The sequence below is a fragment of the Actinoplanes aureus genome, assembly GCF_015704865.1.
In the GTDB taxonomy this organism is placed as follows: Bacteria; Actinomycetota; Actinomycetes; order Mycobacteriales; family Micromonosporaceae; genus Actinoplanes; species Actinoplanes aureus.
Genome location: NZ_JADQTO010000001.1, coordinates 588,914 through 602,222, shown reverse-complemented (window position 1 = coordinate 602,222; position 13,309 = coordinate 588,914). Strand labels below are relative to the sequence as shown.

General features: G+C 72.1%; 11 protein-coding genes. 10 read left to right on the top strand and 1 reads right to left on the bottom strand.

Annotated elements, in window-relative coordinates; translation table 11 throughout:
- Positions 1–2: 2 nt before the first annotated feature.
- From solA to I4J89_RS51380, 10 genes are all read left to right on the top strand, one after another.
- The gene (solA, locus tag I4J89_RS02670) at positions 3–1,184 is read left to right on the top strand and encodes an N-methyl-L-tryptophan oxidase (protein ID WP_196412160.1); all 1,182 of its coding nucleotides are present in this window, start codon (positions 3–5) and stop codon (positions 1,182–1,184) included.
- Positions 1,185–1,190: 6 nt separating this feature from the next.
- Positions 1,191–2,300 carry an aromatic ring-hydroxylating oxygenase subunit alpha gene (locus I4J89_RS02665; protein ID WP_196412159.1) on the top strand — a complete coding sequence of 370 codons (1,110 nt, stop codon included), beginning with the start codon at positions 1,191–1,193 and terminating at the stop codon, positions 2,298–2,300.
- 83 nt (positions 2,301–2,383) lie between these two features.
- Positions 2,384–3,148, top strand: a complete 765-nt coding sequence (locus tag I4J89_RS02660) for an L-type lectin-domain containing protein (RefSeq protein WP_196412158.1) — start codon at positions 2,384–2,386, stop codon at positions 3,146–3,148.
- Between the two features lie 130 nt (positions 3,149–3,278).
- Positions 3,279–4,106 (top strand): glycosyltransferase family 2 protein, encoded by an 828-nt coding sequence (locus I4J89_RS02655; RefSeq protein WP_196412157.1) that lies wholly within the window; start codon positions 3,279–3,281, stop codon positions 4,104–4,106.
- Positions 4,103–5,194: a glycosyltransferase family 4 protein gene (locus I4J89_RS02650; protein WP_196412156.1), complete on the top strand. Its 1,092-nt coding sequence runs from the start codon at positions 4,103–4,105 to the stop codon at positions 5,192–5,194. Before I4J89_RS02655 ends, I4J89_RS02650 begins: the two co-directional genes overlap by 4 nt.
- Positions 5,191–7,137, top strand: coding sequence for a hypothetical protein (locus tag I4J89_RS02645; RefSeq protein ID WP_196412155.1), 1,947 nt, complete (start codon positions 5,191–5,193; stop codon positions 7,135–7,137). Before I4J89_RS02650 ends, I4J89_RS02645 begins: the two co-directional genes overlap by 4 nt.
- A complete protein-coding gene (locus I4J89_RS02640) occupies positions 7,137–7,994 on the top strand; it encodes a hypothetical protein (RefSeq protein ID WP_196412154.1) in 858 nt (285 codons plus the stop codon). Before I4J89_RS02645 ends, I4J89_RS02640 begins: the two co-directional genes overlap by 1 nt.
- Positions 7,988–9,346 (top strand): lipopolysaccharide biosynthesis protein, encoded by a 1,359-nt coding sequence (locus I4J89_RS02635; protein ID WP_196412153.1) that lies wholly within the window; start codon positions 7,988–7,990, stop codon positions 9,344–9,346. The genes I4J89_RS02640 and I4J89_RS02635 overlap by 7 nt, the downstream gene beginning before the upstream one ends.
- Positions 9,343–10,587, top strand: coding sequence for a glycosyltransferase family 4 protein (locus I4J89_RS02630; protein WP_196412152.1), 1,245 nt, complete (start codon positions 9,343–9,345; stop codon positions 10,585–10,587). Before I4J89_RS02635 ends, I4J89_RS02630 begins: the two co-directional genes overlap by 4 nt.
- Complete coding sequence (locus I4J89_RS51380) at positions 10,559–11,770, top strand: glycosyltransferase (RefSeq protein WP_309238159.1); 1,212 nt, start codon at positions 10,559–10,561, stop codon at positions 11,768–11,770. Before I4J89_RS02630 ends, I4J89_RS51380 begins: the two co-directional genes overlap by 29 nt.
- On the opposite strand, the gene I4J89_RS02620 is transcribed toward I4J89_RS51380, so the two are convergent.
- Positions 11,710–13,215, bottom strand: coding sequence for a cellulase family glycosylhydrolase (locus I4J89_RS02620; RefSeq protein WP_309238158.1), 1,506 nt, complete (start codon positions 13,213–13,215; stop codon positions 11,710–11,712). The genes I4J89_RS51380 and I4J89_RS02620 overlap by 61 nt on opposite strands.
- Positions 13,216–13,309 lie beyond the last annotated feature (94 nt).

The following is a 13,309-nucleotide window of genomic DNA, read 5'->3' as shown; positions in this document are numbered from 1 at the left end:
ACGTGCCCGGATATGACGTGATCGTTGCCGGCTTGGGCGGCATGGGCAGTGCCGCGGTCCATCACCTGGCCGCCCGCGGGCACCGGGTGCTGGGTCTGGAGCGGTTCGGTCCCGGTCACGATCGCGGAGCGAGTCACGGCGGCTCCCGGATCACCCGGCAGTCCTACTTCGAGGGCGCGGAGTACGTGCCGCTGCTGCTCCGGGCCTACGAGTTGTACGACCGGTTGGCGGCGGACTCCGGCCGGGACGTGATCACGCTGACCGGCGGGGTGATGGTGGGGCGGCCGGAGAGCCGTACCGTCTCGGGTGCCCTGGCCAGCGCCCGGCAGTGGGGACTGGAGCACGAGATGCTGGACGCGGCTGAGCTGCGCCGGCGCTTCCCGACGATGGCACCCACCCCGGACGAGGTGGCGCTCTACGAGGCGAAGGCCGGGTTCGTCCGGCCCGAGCGAACCGTGCTCGCCCAGCTCGATCTGGCCACCAAGCACGGCGCCGACCTGCGTTTTCACGAGCCGATGGAGTCCTGGGAGCCGGCTGCCGGAGGCGGGGTCCGGGTACGCACGGCGTCCGGCGAGTACACCGCCGGCCAGCTCGTGATCACTCCCGGGCCGTGGGCGCCCCGCCTGCTGGCCGACCTCGGGGTGCGGTTCCGGATCGAGCGGCAGGTCCAGCACTGGTTCCGTCCGCGCGGCGACCTCGATGCGTTCCTGCCGGACCGGCACCCGATCTACATCTGGGAACCGGCCGAGGGCAGCCAGATGTACGGCTTCCCGGCGATCGACGGCCCGGACGGCGGAGCGAAGATCGCGTTCTTCCGGCGGGGCACCGAGACCACCCCGGAGGCTCTGGACACCTCGGTGCACCCGGCCGAGATCGACGAGATGGCCCGTGGCGCCGGGCGGATCCTGCCCGACCTGCCCGGGGAGTGGCTGCGCGGCGAGCCCTGCATGTACAGCACCACACCCGACGAGCACTTCGTGATCAGCCGCCACCCCGCGCACGAGGCGGTCACCGTGGCCTGCGGGTTCTCCGGGCACGGATTCAAGTTCGTGCCGGTGGTCGGCGAGATCCTGGCCGACCTGGCGACCACCGGAACCACCGCCCACCCGATCGACCTGTTCCACCCCCAGCTGCGCCTACCCGCAGCGGAAAACAGAAGGAAAACCGTCGTTGAAGCGGAGTGATGCCCCATGACGTCGTCACTGCTGCCCACCCTCCCCGGCCGCTACTACACCGACCCCGCGCTCTTCGCCCGTGAGCAAGAGCTGATCTTCGAACGCATGTGGTTCTGCGCCGCCCGGGGCGCGGACCTCGCCGCTCCCGGCGCGTTTCGCACGGTGACCGTCGGGCGGGAGAACGTCCTGGTCAGCCGGGGTCGCGACGGCGGCGCACGAGCGTTCCTGAACGTCTGCCGGCATCGCGGGGCGCAGCTCTGCGCGGAGGAGTCCGGCTCGGTGCGCCGCAACTTCCGGTGCACGTACCACGCGTGGGCGTACGACCTGGACGGCCGGCTGGTGGCCGCGCCCAACCTGGTGAAGATGCCGGACGTGGACCGGGACGAGTACGGCCTGCACCGGGTGCACGTCCGGGAGTGGCTCGGATACGTCTGGGTCTGCCTCGCCGACGAGCCGCCGCCGTTCGAGCGGGACGTGATGGGTGCCTGCGTGGAACGGCTCGGTGACCTCGACGCGATCGAGCGATACCGGCTCGCCTCGCTGACGGTGGGCCGGCGGATCCGCTACGACGTACGGGCCAACTGGAAGCTGATCGTCGAGAACTTCATGGAGTGCTACCACTGCTCGACCATCCATCCCGAGCTGGTGCACGTGCTGCCCGAGTTCGCCGGCGGGTACGCGGCGCAGTACTACGTCGGGCACGGCGCCGAGTTCGGCCCGGACGTCGACGGGTTCACCGTGGACGGCAGCGGCGGCCTGGCCACCATCGAGACGATCAGCGACGAGCAGGACCGCCGGTACTACGCGATCACGATCAAGCCGCAGGTCTTCGTCAACCTGGTCCCGGATCACGTGATCCTGCACCGGATGTTCCCGCTCGCCGCGGACCGCACGATCGTCGAGTGCGACTGGTTGTTCCGGCCGGACGTGGTGGCCTCCGGAGCCGATCTGCGGCCCTCGGTGGAGCTTTTTCACCGGGTGAATCAGCAGGACTTCGACGCCTGCGAGCGCTGCCAGCCCGGGATGGCGTCGCGCGCGTACGCGGCCGGCGGCGTCCTGGTGCCCAGCGAGCACCACATCGCCACATTCCACCAGTGGGTGCGGGAAACCATCGGGGGTAAATAACCGCGACTCGGTCACGCGGCTCCGTGGTCTGTCCTACCTTTGCCAGGTCTTAGTAGGGCAAACCCACTGAAACGGAGCATGTCGTGCGTTCCTCCAGAATCGCGCGGGGCGGCCTCCTGGCTTCCGCCCTGCTCTCCATACTGGCCGGGGTACACGCCGGAGGCGCTTCGGCCACCGACGGCGCCGCCCTGACCGTCCGGCCGATCGACGCCGGGTACGCGGAGAATCTCGCCCTCAACGGCACCGCCATGGTGACGTCGGACCGCGGCGACAACCGGGTCATCCGGCTGACCAACGGCAGTTACAAAGAGGCGGGATCGGCCTGGTCCACCCAGCGGGTCGACCTGACCGAGTCCTTCGAGACGTCGTTCAGGGCGTACCTGCACCACGGCAAGCCGGGCGCGGACGGTATCGCCTTCCTGGCACAGGGCGCCGGACCGCGCGCGCTCGGCGGCTGGGGCGGTGGCCTCGGCTACCGCGGCATTCGCGACAGCGTCGCGGTGGAGTTCGACACCTACCAGAACACGCCGGATCCGAGCAGCAACCACCTCGCCGTGGTGCTCCGCGGCAACCCGGACCACCACTCCGCCATGGCCGAGTCGTCCATCCCGCTGCTCGGCAAGCCGTTCCAGGCCCGGGTGCGGTACGACGCCGCCGCCCACAACCTCAAGGTGTACGTCCGTTCGCTGACGGCCGGCGCTGCCGAGGAACTGCTGCTGGACCAGACCGTGGACCTGGCCGAGGGCGCCGGAACCGAGAGCGGCTGGATCGGTTTCACCGCGGCCACCGGCGAGGTCACCTCGCGCCAGGACGTCTACGACTGGACGATCGACGCGCCGCTGGCGTGAGCGACGGCGCCGCCTCGGCGCCGGCCGTCCGTTCGTCCCCCTCCGGGATCTGTCCCGCGCTTTCCGACATCCGCACCCACGCCTCCGGCCCGGACCGGGCCGGCTCCACCCCGCCCGATCGGAGACTGACATGCCCACGGTCGACCGTGTGCTTCCCGGCGAGACCGATACCGCGCGGATCATCGCCCAGCCGCCGGTCCAGCCCGGACCGAAAGAACCCACGGTCAGCGTCATCGTTCCGGCGCTGAACGAGGCCCAGAACCTCCCGCACGTCTTCGCGCGACTGCCTCAGGTCGACGAGATCGTGCTGGTCGACGGCGGCTCCACGGACGACACCGTGGCCGTCGCCCGCCGGCTGCGCCCGGACATCCGGGTGATCCGGCAGAACCGGCGCGGCAAGGGCAACGCCCTGGCCTGCGGGTTCGCCGAGGCGACCGGCGACATCATCGTCATGATCGACGCCGACGGGTCCACCGACCCGCTCGAGATCCCCAGCTTCGTCGAGGCCCTGCGCTCCGGCGCCGACTTCGCCAAGGGCTCGCGCTTCCGCCCGGCCGGAGGCAGCGCCGACATCACCCGGCTGCGCCGGGCCGGCAACAAGTGCCTGAGCATGCTGGTCAACCTGCTCTTCGGGACCCGCTACAGCGACCTCTGCTACGGCTACAACGCGTTCTGGAAGCGGCACCTCGACGTCTTCGACCTGGACAGCACCTCACCGGCGCCGGACAGCACGGACGGGCGGCTCTGGGGCGACGGCTTCGAGATCGAGACCCTGCTGAACCTGCGCGCCGCCCAGGCCGAGCTGACCATCGTCGAGGTGTCGTCCTTCGAGCACAACCGGATCCACGGGGTGAGCAACCTCAACGCGTTCACCGACGGCATGCGCGTGCTGCGCACCATCGCCCGCGAGTGGCGTCCGCGCCGGGCCCGGCGGGTCGCGGAACGGCAGGTGCGATGAGGGTCGGTGTCGTCGCGAACGCCTACCACCCCGACGTCGGCGGGGTGGAGACCCACGTACGGCGCCTGGTCGCCGGCCTCACCGCGGCCGGCGACGAGGTCGAGGTGATCACCCAGCACGCGAGCCGGTCGGTGGAGACCGTCGAGAGTGTTCTGGTTCGCCGCTTCCCGCTCACCGTGCCGGCCCGCAACTTCCGGCTCTCCGTGCCGCTCTGGCGCTGGCTGCGGGCGCATGCCGGGGAGTACGACGTCCTGCACGCCCACAGTTACCACGCCCTCGTCGCGCTCTGTGCCGCGCTGGGCAACCGGGCTCCGCTGGTCTTCACCCCGCACTACCACGGCACCGGGCACAGCCTGTTCCGGGCCGCGCTGCACCCGCTCTACCGGCCGATCGGGCGGTCCATCATGGCCCGGGCCGGCGCGGTCATCTGCGTCACCGCCGCCGAGCGCGAGCTGGTGTTACGCGACTTCCCCGAGGTCGGCGAGCGTGCCGTGGTCATCCCGAACGGCACCGACCCGCGGCCGTCCGACCCGCCCCCACCGTCCCCGGTACGCCGGATCCTCTGCGTCGGGCGGCTGGAACAGTACAAGCGGGTCGACCGGGTGATCCGGGCGATGGCCCACCTCGGACCCGACCACCGGCTCGACGTGGTCGGCACCGGACCGGCCGCCGCGCAGTGGCGGCAGCTGGCCGCCCGCCTCGGGCTGGCCGGACAGGTGGTGTTCCACGGCCGGCTGGATGACGCCGCCTTCGACGCCTGCCTGGCGCAGGCGGCCGCGGCGGTCTCCGCCTCCGCGCACGAGGCGTTCGGCATGGCCGTCGCCGACGCGCTGGCGGCCGGCCTGCCGACCGTCGCCGCACCGATCCCGGCCCATCGCGAGGTGGCCCGGCTCGCCGGCGACGGTACCTGGCTGCGCTTCACCGACCCGGAGGACGAGATCGCCCTGGCGGCGGCCCTGAGCGAGGCCGCGGCGGCTGGGCGGGCCCGTCCCGCCACGCTGCCGAGCTGGGACGACGTGGTCGGCGCGACCCGGGCCATCTACGCCGCGGTAACCGGGAGCCCGGTGTCGGAGGCCGTCAGTCGATGACTGCCACGACGGCCGGGCCCGCCACCGGTCGGCTGCCCGGGCGGCGTACCGGATCGGCACGGCGGCCCTGGATCGAGGCGGCCGGCTGCGCGCTCACGCTCGCCGCCGCCGCGGCGGCCGGGGCCGCCGCTCTGGTGACCGCCTACCGGCGCGCCGAGTGGGGGGAGAGCGGCCAGTTCGCCTGGTTCTGGGCCGGCATGCTGATCTTCACCGTGCCGGCTGCTTTCTGGGCGGTACGCCGTACCTCCGGTACCCACCTGCGCCTCGCCGTGCTGGTCGGCTACGCGTTCTTCACCTACCTGCCGAAACTGCTGCGCAACCCGACCGGCCCGCTCTACCACGACGAGTACGCGCACTGGGGCCAGAGCCACGACATCGTCCTGGACGGCCTGCTCTTCCAGCAGAACGCGATCGTCCGGGTGATCGGCGACTATCCGGGTCTGCACGCCACCGTCGCCTCGCTTGCCACGCTCACCGGTCTCACCGTCTGGCAGGCCGCGCTCCTCGTCCTGGTGCTCGCCCACGTGCTCGTCGTCCTCGGCGTCGCGGTGCTCGCCGGGCAGCTCTGGCCGGACCCGCGGATCGGTGCGGCGGCCGCCATCGTCTACAGCCTGAACAGCTCGTTTCTCTTCTTCGACACCCAGCTCGGCTACGAGTCGCTGGCGATCGCCGTGCTGATCTGGGCGCTTGTCGCCGGGCTGCGCGCGATCCGGGCCACCACGGCGGGCGCGCGCGCCCGCTGGGTGGCCCTGTTGCTGGTGCTCGCCGTCGCGATCACGGCCACCCACCACCTCACCGCGCTCTGGCTGACCGGCATCCTCAGCCTGCTCGCGCTGGCCTGCACGGCCGGCTCGATCCGGTCCCGTTCCGATCGCGGTCTGGCTGTCGCGACACGCGTCGCCTGGGCGTCGGCGAGCGGTTCGGCGGTCGTCGTGGCGGTCTGGATGACCGTCGTCTCGCCACGGACCGGCACCTATCTCGAACCGTACCTGGGCCGGGCCCTGGACCAGTTCAGCGGGCTCGCGGGCGGTGGCTCCGGCGGCCGGACGCTGTTCAGCCAGTCGATCGCGCCCTGGTGGGAGCAGAAGGCGGCGTTCGTGGCACCGGGCTGCGCGCTGCTCTTCATGACCGGCGCGGTCATCCTCTGGTGGCGTCGCCGGCACCACGCCGAACCCGTCACCCGCGCTGCCTCCACCGCGATGCTGCTGCTCGGAGCCATGTACTTCCCGGCGACACTGCTCATCCTCACTCCGTCCGGGGCGGAGGGCGCACGACGCTCCTGGGCCTTCAGCTACCTCGGCATCGCCGTGGTGGTGGCCCCGTTGATCATCGCATTGCTGGACCGGGCGCGCCGCCGGATCGCCACTTCCGTCCCGGTGGGTGTCGCCCTGCTGGCCTCGTGCGCGCTGATGCTGGTCGGCAACAACGCGGCGGGGATGAACCCGTCGTACCGGTTCCCCGGGCCGCCGGTTTTCGGTTCGGACACCCGGGCGGCGACCCCCGAGGTGCTGGCGGCGGCCGCGTGGCTGCGCGAGACCCAGGGGCGGGAGGCCCGGCTGGTCGCGGACCGTTACTCCGGCCTGATCCTCGGCTCGTACGGCGAGCAGGAGCCGACCACCGGATCGGCCACCTTCCCGGCTTACGACCTGTACCGGGCACAGCCGGGCGAGCCGATTCCCGCCGCGTTGCTGCACCAGCTGCGGAGCTGGCGCTTCGAGTTCCTCGTCGTCGACCGGCGGATGGCCGAGCAGGTCCCGGACATCAAGATCTACTTCGAGACGAACGAGCCGATCCCGCACGACGGCAAGCCCGCCTTCACCCGGGCCCAGCTCACCAAGTTCGACCACCTGCCCTGGCTGATCAAGATGTACGACGGTCCGCACATCGCGATCTACCGGTTCGATTTCGACAGCCTCGGCCGGCCGGCCCGCGGGAGTGTGTGATGACTGTCCTGCTGGTGCTCGTCGCGTACGCCGGTCTGGCCGGCGTCCTCCCGGCCGCGGGCCGGCCCTGGATCGCGCTCCCACTCTGCCTGATCGCGCTGGTCGCCGTCGGCGAGCTCGCGCTGCGCGCCGTCGCCGGGCCCCGGCCCGAGAACGGTGCCCGCCTTCCGGCCGCCCGGATCGGGTTCGCCGGGATAGCCGGGCTGGTCACGCTTCCGCTTGTCGCCCTCGCGCTGCACGCGGCCGGCGCGCCGGTCCGGCCCGCACCGCTGGTGGCCGGCGGCGTGGTGGCGGCCACGCTGCTGGGCGCGGGCGTCCACGTGCGCGAACGTTTCACCCGGTCCGATCCGGATCAGCCGGTGGGAACCGCCGGCCTGCCCGCACAGCGCGGCCCGGACCGCTCACCACGGCCCGGCCTCGCGGGAACGGCCCGGACCGCCGCGGCCGTGATAGTTCCGGCCCTGCTGGCGATCGTCGCCGGCGGCTTCGCGGTACGCGCCTACCTGACCGCACCGCGTCCCGCCCAGCCCGGCTACCTCAGCGTGGCGCTCGCCGGCTGGGCCACCACGATCGAACACCCGGTCGCCGTGCCGGCGCGCGGCCTGACCGTTCCGGTACGCGTGACCAGCTCCGGCCTCGCCACCGTCACGACCGTCCTGCGGCTGCGTGTCGGTGGCCAGGTGCTGCGATCCGTTCCGGTCACGGTGGCCGCGAACACGGCCCAGCAGACGTCCGTGCGGATTCCCGCGCTGCCCGCCGACGGCTGCCTGCGAGCGGTGAGCATCAGCGTCGGCCGGATGAGCACCGGCTTCTACGCCCGCGCGGCGGCCGGGGTGCCGGGACGCGCGGCGTGCTGATCACCGCTGCCCGGCGGCTGGCCAGGGACTCGCTGGCCCGTAACAGCCTGCTCATCATGGCCACCACGGTGGTCAACGGAGGGCTGGGCTACGGCTACTGGATGCTTGCCGCCCGCGCGGTGCCGTCCTGGCAGATCGGTACGGCGACCGCCCTGATCTCGGCCGCGATAGCGGTCAGCATGGTCGCGAACCTGGGCGTCTCGCACATGTTCATCCAGCGGCTTCCGGGCTGCCGGACCGGGGACTGGTCGCGGATCGTCAGCGGCGGGCTTATTTTCGGCGTGGCGGCCACCGCGGCCGCGGCCACCGCCGGGGCACTCGTCGCACCCGCGGTCGCCGGCAACTTCGCCTTCCTGTCCGGGTTCACCGGACTCGCCGCACTGATCTGCGCCTCGGTGGCGATCACTCTCACCACGCTGCTGGACAGCGTCTACGTCGCGCATCGGGCGGGACAGGGCATGCTCGTACGCAATCTCGCCCTGGCCGTTGGCAAGATCGTCGCCCTGGTCGCCGTGCTCGCCTCGGGTGCGCACTCGGCCGGCGCCGTACTGGTCTCCTGGACGCTGCCGATCCTGCTGGTCAGCGCGGTGACGATGGGTACCGGCCTGGGCCGGCTGCGGCCCGGCGCGCGGCTGCGCGCCGCCGGCGTCACCGCCGAGCTGCCGCATCTGCGCGCCGCCCTGGCCGGACACCACCTGATCAACCTGACCCAGGCCGGCCCGGCCGTGCTGCTCCCGGTGCTGGTGACGGCACGGCTCGGCGCGGACGCCAACGCGCACTTCTACCTGGCCTGGATGACCGCGGCGATGCTCTTCATGGTCTCGCCGGCGGTCGCCTCCGCGCTGTACGCCGAGCGCGCCAACGCCGCCCGGGTGAGCATGGCCCGCGCCTCGGCCGTGGTCGGTGCGGTCGTCGGCGGACCGGCCGTGGTGCTGCTGATCGGCGGGGACCACATCCTCGGCCTGTTCAGCGCCGGGTACGCCGACAGCGGCGGCCTCCTGCTCAAGATGCTGGTGATCGCCGCTATCCCGGACGCGGTCACCAACCTGGCGGTCGCGCACTGGCGTTCCCGTGGCGAGTTCCGCCGCTGCCGCCGGCTCAACGCGGTCCGTGCCGTCACCTGCCTGAGCCTGAGCTGGCTGCTGCTGCCCGCCGCCGGGGTGGCCGGCGCCGGCATCGCCTGGCTGGCCGGCCAGACCGCGAGCGCCCTGCTGGTCGCCCTGCTCACCCTCGCCCGGTCCCGCCCGGCCGACGCTGAGAGTCCTTCCGGCGGCCCGGGACCAGCGGTGGAAGTCAGCCGGACCAAGTGGCACCGAGCCGGCGCCGAGCCGGCGACCCGGAGGATCCGATGAAAATCCTGCATCTGTCCAACCTCTACGCCCCGGTCATCGGCGGCCTGGAACGCAGCATCGCCACCAGCGGCGAGGAGATGGTGCGGCGCGGCCACGAGGTCACCGTGCTCACCCTGGCGACACCCGCGGCGTCGCACGACGAGGAGATCAACGGGGTACGCGTACTCCGCGTCCGCAGCGTCGCCAACACCCTGCTGCCCCGGCTGAACAAGGACCCCGGCAAACCGTTCCACCCCACGTTCCCCGACCCGCTGACCACCGCCGCCATCGCCCGGGTGCTCCGCACGAACCGGTTCGACCTGGTGCACAGCCACGACTGGCTGATGTACAGCTACCTGCCGCTGCACTCCGGCCACCGCGGGCTGCCGCACGTGCACACCGCTCACGACTTCGGGCTGACGTGCGTACGCAAGACGTTCTCCCGCGACGGCCGCCACTGTGCCGGCCCGAGCCTGGCCCGCTGCCTGCCCTGCGCGTCGACCCAGTACGGCCGCCCGCGCTCGGCGGTGCTCACCGCCGGCCTGCGGGCGCACCGGCATCGCGGCATCGACTGCCTCACCGCGATCTCGTCGTCCGTCGCCACCGCCCTGAACCTGGCCCGGCTCCCCGGCGAGCTGCCGGTCCAGGTGCTCTCCAGCCTGGTCCCGGACGGGCTCGACGAGCTGGCCCGGACCACGCCCCGGCCGGACTGGCTGCCGGAGCGGCCCTACCTGCTCTTCGTCGGACAGCTCGGCCCGCACAAGGGCATCGACGTGCTCTTCACCGCGTACCGGCGGCTGGTGTCCGGGTGGACCGGCCCCGGCCCGGCACCCGCGCTGGTCTGTCTCGGCACGCCGCGGCCGGACACCCCGCCGATCCCGCCCGGCGTGCTGGTCCGGCACGACGTGCCGCACGCCCAGGTGATGGCCGCCTGGCGTGGTGCCGCGGCCGGCGTGGTCCCGTCGCTGCTGGAGGGCATGGGCCAGGTCGCGGTCGAGGCGATGCTGGCCGGCGCCCCGCTTGTCGCCTCCGCCTCCGGCGGGCTGCTCGACGTGGTCCAGGACGGCGTGAACGGCCTGTCCGTCCCGCCGGGCGATCCGGACGGTCTGCATACCGCGCTGCTGCGCGTACTCACCGACCACGACCTGGCCGCGCGGCTGCGTGCGGCCGGTCACCAGCGCGGGCTCGACTTCACCGCGGCCCGCGTCGTCCCCCAGATCGAGGAGGTCTACCGTGCCTGTATCGCATCCGCGCAACGCTGACGTTCGAGTCCTAGTGGTCGGATCCGGATGGCGATTCCTCTCCGGGATCAGCTATTACACCTGCCGGCTCAGCAACGCGCTCTCCGAACGCTTCGAGGTGGGCACGATCCTGATGCGCCGGCTGCTGCCGGCGCGGCTCTACCCCGGGCGTGAGCGGGTCGGTCACTCTCTCGCCGACCTGCGCTACGCCGACGGGGTACGCGTACACGACGGCATCGACTGGTGGGCGGTGCCGAGCCTGGCCCGGGCCGTGGCGTTCCTGCGCGAGTTCCGGCCGGACGTCCTGGTGCTCCAGTGGTGGACCGGGGCCGTGCTGCACTCCTACCTGGTGTTGTGCCTGGCCGCCCGGTCACTGGGGATCAAGGTGGTGGTCGAGTTCCACGAGGTGCAGGACACCGGGGAGGCGCGGCACCAGTGGGCCGCTCGCTATGTGCGGGCGTGCATCCGGCCGCTGCTGCGGCGTACCGACGGGGTGGTGGTGCACTCCCGGTTCGACCAGGCGGCCTTGACGGAGGCATACGCCCTGGGCGGGGTACCGACTGAGGTGGCGCTGCACGGGCCGTTCGACCACCACGAGCCGGCGGCGCGGCGGCCGGGATCGGACGGGATCCGCCGGCTGCTGTTCTTCGGGACGATCCGGCCGTACAAGGGGCTCGAGGACCTGGTCGAGGCGTTCGCCGCGCTGGGACCCGGTTACCACCTCACGGTGGTGGGGGAGACCTGGGAGGGCTGGACCCGGCCGGGCGAACTGATCACCGACTCGCCGGTGCGGGACCGGATCACGTTCGTCAACCGGTACGTCGCGGACGTCGAGGTCAACGAGTACTTCGCCGCGGCGGACGTGGTGGTGCTGCCGTACCGGCGCAGCTCGGCCAGCGGGCCGCTGCACATCGCGATGAGCCACGGCCTGCCGGTGGTGGTGACCGCGGTCGGTGGCCTGGTCGAGGCCGCCGAGGGGTACAGCGGCACGGTCTTCGTGCCGCCGGGCTCACCGGGCGAACTGCAGGCCGGCATCGAGCGTGCCGCCGGTCTGGCCGGCCGGCGGCACGCCGATCCTTCTTCCTGGGAGCGCACGGTCGCCGCATACGACCGCCTGCTGAACCGGATCGGGGTACCGATCCGTCAGGAGAGAACCACGTCGTCGAACCAGACGGTGCCCTTGTTGTCGCCCGACTTGAGGTGAAGCTGGACGCTGGCCGCACCGGCCGGCGCCACCGCGTCGACGGTGAGCCTGGTCCAGCCGCTCGTACCCTTCGCGACCTGCTTGGACGAGTGCTGGCCCAGCCACTTGTCGTTGCTGTCGAACCAGCTCAGCGCGATCTCGTTGGTGCCGGTCACACCGGCACCACGGGCCCACGCCTCGGCGTGCCAGGACTGTCCGCCCTGAACCGGCCGGAGCGGCGAGATACGCACCGACGGCACCCCGCCGCCGGTCCGGCCGGTCCCGCTGAACCGCACCGAGAACGTGCCGGTCCGCGCCGCGTCCTTGGCCCGCACGGCCGTACCGTGCTCGGCCAGGTACGGCCGCCACGGTGAGTCACCCGCGCTCGCCTCGAACCCCAGGTCCAGAACGCTGTTCGACAGCGCCCGGCCGGCCCACGCGGTGCGCACCACGGAGGCGCCGAACTTGGCGGTGCCGTCCACCCGGTGCAGGCCGAACTTGTACTGGGCCGGCGCCTTGGAGACCTGCGAGTTGGACGGGATCGCACCGGAGGCGAAGTCGTTGAGAGTCCACGGCGCCACCGAGTCCACCCCGGCGACCCGCGCCGCCTCGAACACCCGAGCCAGGAACGCGCCCTGTTCGCCCTCGCTGCCGGACGCGGTGCTCAGACCGGTCTCACCGATCACGATCGGAGCCGGGGCGACCGCCGACTGCGCCTTGCGGATCTCGGCCAGCGAGCGTTCCGAGTTGCCGTAGAAGTGGAAGTCGTAGTAGTCCAGCGGGGTGCCGGCCAGCTGCGACTTGATCCGGGCCAGGCCGGAGGCGCCGCTCTGGCCGTCGGTCGACAGGGTCAGCGGCATGCCGGGAACCGCCGCGCGTACCGCCGGGATCAGCTTCCGGACCCACGCGACGGCGGCCGCGTCGGCCGGCGGGATCTCGTTCTTCAGCTCGACGGAGAGCACCCGCGGGTCGTCCGCGTATGGTGCCAGCAGCGTCTTCGCCCAGGTGGCGCTGCCGTTGGCGTCGCCGTAGCCGGCCCACCAGTCGAAGAGCGTCAGTTTGACGGTCAGGCCGTGCGAGTCGGCGATGCTGATGAACTTGCGGAGCCGGTCGGCGTACTCGGCCGTCGGCTTCGGGAAGCCGAACGACTGCGGGAACACGATGACCCGCACGTTGTCGGCGCCGAGCGCGGCGGCCTTCGCCAGGTCCGCGTCGATCTTGGTGGAGTTGAACGACGTCCACATCGCCGACCAGCCCGCGTTCGACGGGTAGTAGTTGATGGTCTTCGCCGTCAGTACGGCGTCCAGCCGGCTCTGCCGGGTCGCCACGAGGCCACCCTGCACGGTACCGACCGCGGATTTCGCCGCGGTGGTCGTGGTGCGGGGCTTGACGCCGGTGTTCTTCCTAGGCGCGGCCAGGCTTTCGGCGGCCGGCAGGGAAACGGCGAGAAGCAGCGAAGACGCCACGATCGCTGCACGTTTGCGAGCGGTATGCACGGGGGTCGACCCTTCACAAAGGTTGCAGATCCAAGTGGCCCTCCATTCGGCTCGGTGGCCCGTC